We start from the raw sequence: 1,921 nt of genomic DNA, 5'->3' as shown, positions 1-1,921 counted from the left end.
ACAACCCCAGCCCCACCGCGTGCGGGTCGTCCAACCCCACCGCCCGCAACGCCTCGTCCGGCAACGCCAACAACGACACCGCCACCCCCAGGAAGTAGGCGTCCAGCAGGCCCGCGTCCCGCGCCGTGCTCGACAACCCCGCCGCCGCGTGCAGCCCCGCGCCCGCCCGCGCGTTGGACACCGCCATCCGCCCCAACGCCTCACGCACCCCCGGCCGGCGCACAGCCTCCAGGTACAGCTCCACCATCGCCAGCAGCTGCGTCGGGTCCTCCACCACCGCCCGCCGCAACAGCGCCGGGTACAGCTGCGCCACCTCCGCCGCCGAGATCCCCTCCGGCGTCGTCTCCCGCAACCGCCGCACCGCCGCGGCGTGCAACGCCGTCATCCGCGCCGCCGCCGCACCCAGCAACGCGTCCCGCGACGGGAAGTAGTTCTTCGTCGTGCCCTGCGGCACACCCGCCGCCCGGTCCACCGCCCGGTGCGTCAGACCACGACCGCCCTCCGCCGCCAACACCGCGATCGCACAGTCGCACAACAGGTCCCGACGGCTCGTCACGGTGACGGGACACTAGTCGACCCCCGACCACCCGCCGTCGCCACCACCCGCCCCGCCTCCAGCACCAACCACAGCCCGCACACGCACCGCACGTACTCCACCGCGCCGTGCGACGACACGGGGTAGGTCCGCTCGGAACTGGGCCACCCGCAACCGGGACAACTGGTGTTCACCCGACCAGCGTGGTGTCATGGTTCAGTGCATTTCAACCCTTACGGCGGTGCCGCGGCCGAACTCGCCGCCGCCCTGGTCAACGCCGACCCCGACAGCAGCGCCGACACCCTGCTCGACCTGCTGCGCGAGCACGGCTACAAACCCCTGGGCGAGCTGGACGACCGGCAGGCCCGCGAGCTCACCGCCTGGGCCGCGCGCCTCTCCCCGGTCTTCGACCGCACCCCCGACCGGATCGCCCTGGTCAACGACCTGCTCGCCGAAGCCGCCGCCAAGCCCTACGTCTCTACCCACGACGACCGGCCACCCCACCTGCACTTCGCCCCCGAGCACGCGCCCACGCCCCACCGCGTCCGCGCGTTCACCGCCGCCGGCCTCGCCCACGCCGTCTGCGAGGATCCCGACCGCCTCGGCCGCTGCGCCCGACCCGGCTGCCGCACCGTCTACGTCGACACCTCCCGCAACGGCCGCCGCCGCTTCTGCACCACCCGCTGCGCCAACCGCGTCCACGTCTCCGACCACCGCACCCGCACCGCCTGACCCGCCACCCCACCACCCGCCGCGGCCCGACCGGACGGGGTCACGGCACACGGTTCACTGCATGACGCGGCGGCCGAAGCGGGCGTTGCCGAACTCCGCCGCCTCACCGATCAACGCCGACCCCACGTCCGTGCGCCCCCGGAACCAGGCGTGCCGGAACCACGCGTCCTGGTGGAACACCACGTCACCGAACAACGCCCGCCCGCCGAACCGCACGTGCCGGAAGTCCGCCCGACCCGACACTTCGGCCTGCCGCAGGTCCGCCCGACCCGACACCTTCGCCCGCGCGAACACCAGCTGCTCGGCCACCTGCGCCGACCGCAACGACACGTTGCCCGCGAACACCGCCATCCCGAACGACGCCGACCGCGCGAACAACGCGTCGGTGAACACCGCGTGCCGCAGGAACCGCGCGCCCGCGAAGCTCGCGTCCCCCGTCACCGTCATCGCCTCGAACCGCGCGTCGCCCAGGAACACCGCGCCCACCAGGTCCACCCGGTTCACCCGGCACCCCGACAGGTCGAGGTCCACCAGGATCGCGCCCGGCGCCACCACGTCCATCCCCGGCCAGAAGTCCTCACCCGGCCGCAGGTGCGCCACCAGTTCCCGCTGCACCGCCGCCCGCCACGGCGCGTTGAGCCCCATGCTCACCCC

The 1,921-nt window shown here is 73.9% G+C and carries 3 protein-coding genes; 1 reads left to right on the top strand and 2 read right to left on the bottom strand.

Annotated elements, in window-relative coordinates; translation table 11 throughout:
* Nucleotides 1-556, bottom strand: a 556-nt coding sequence (locus tag AB0G02_RS37595; RefSeq protein WP_360804494.1) for a TetR/AcrR family transcriptional regulator, incomplete at its 3' end; no start/stop codon positions are given.
* A 198-nt stretch (nucleotides 557-754) separates the two neighbouring features.
* Here AB0G02_RS37595 and AB0G02_RS37590 point away from each other — a divergent pair.
* Nucleotides 755-1,267 (top strand): CGNR zinc finger domain-containing protein, encoded by a 513-nt coding sequence (locus AB0G02_RS37590; protein WP_360804491.1) that lies wholly within the window; start codon nucleotides 755-757, stop codon nucleotides 1,265-1,267.
* Between the two features lie 54 nt (nucleotides 1,268-1,321).
* Here AB0G02_RS37590 and AB0G02_RS37585 read toward each other — a convergent pair.
* Nucleotides 1,322-1,921 (bottom strand): pentapeptide repeat-containing protein (locus tag AB0G02_RS37585; protein WP_360804489.1); only part of this gene is annotated, 600 nt, incomplete at its 5' end.

The sequence above is a fragment of the Actinosynnema sp. NPDC023658 genome (assembly GCF_040639995.1).
Lineage (GTDB): Bacteria > Actinomycetota > Actinomycetes > Mycobacteriales > Pseudonocardiaceae > Actinosynnema.
The sequence above is the reverse complement of the archived record's forward strand: the minus strand, read 5'-3'. Positions and strand labels throughout refer to the sequence as shown.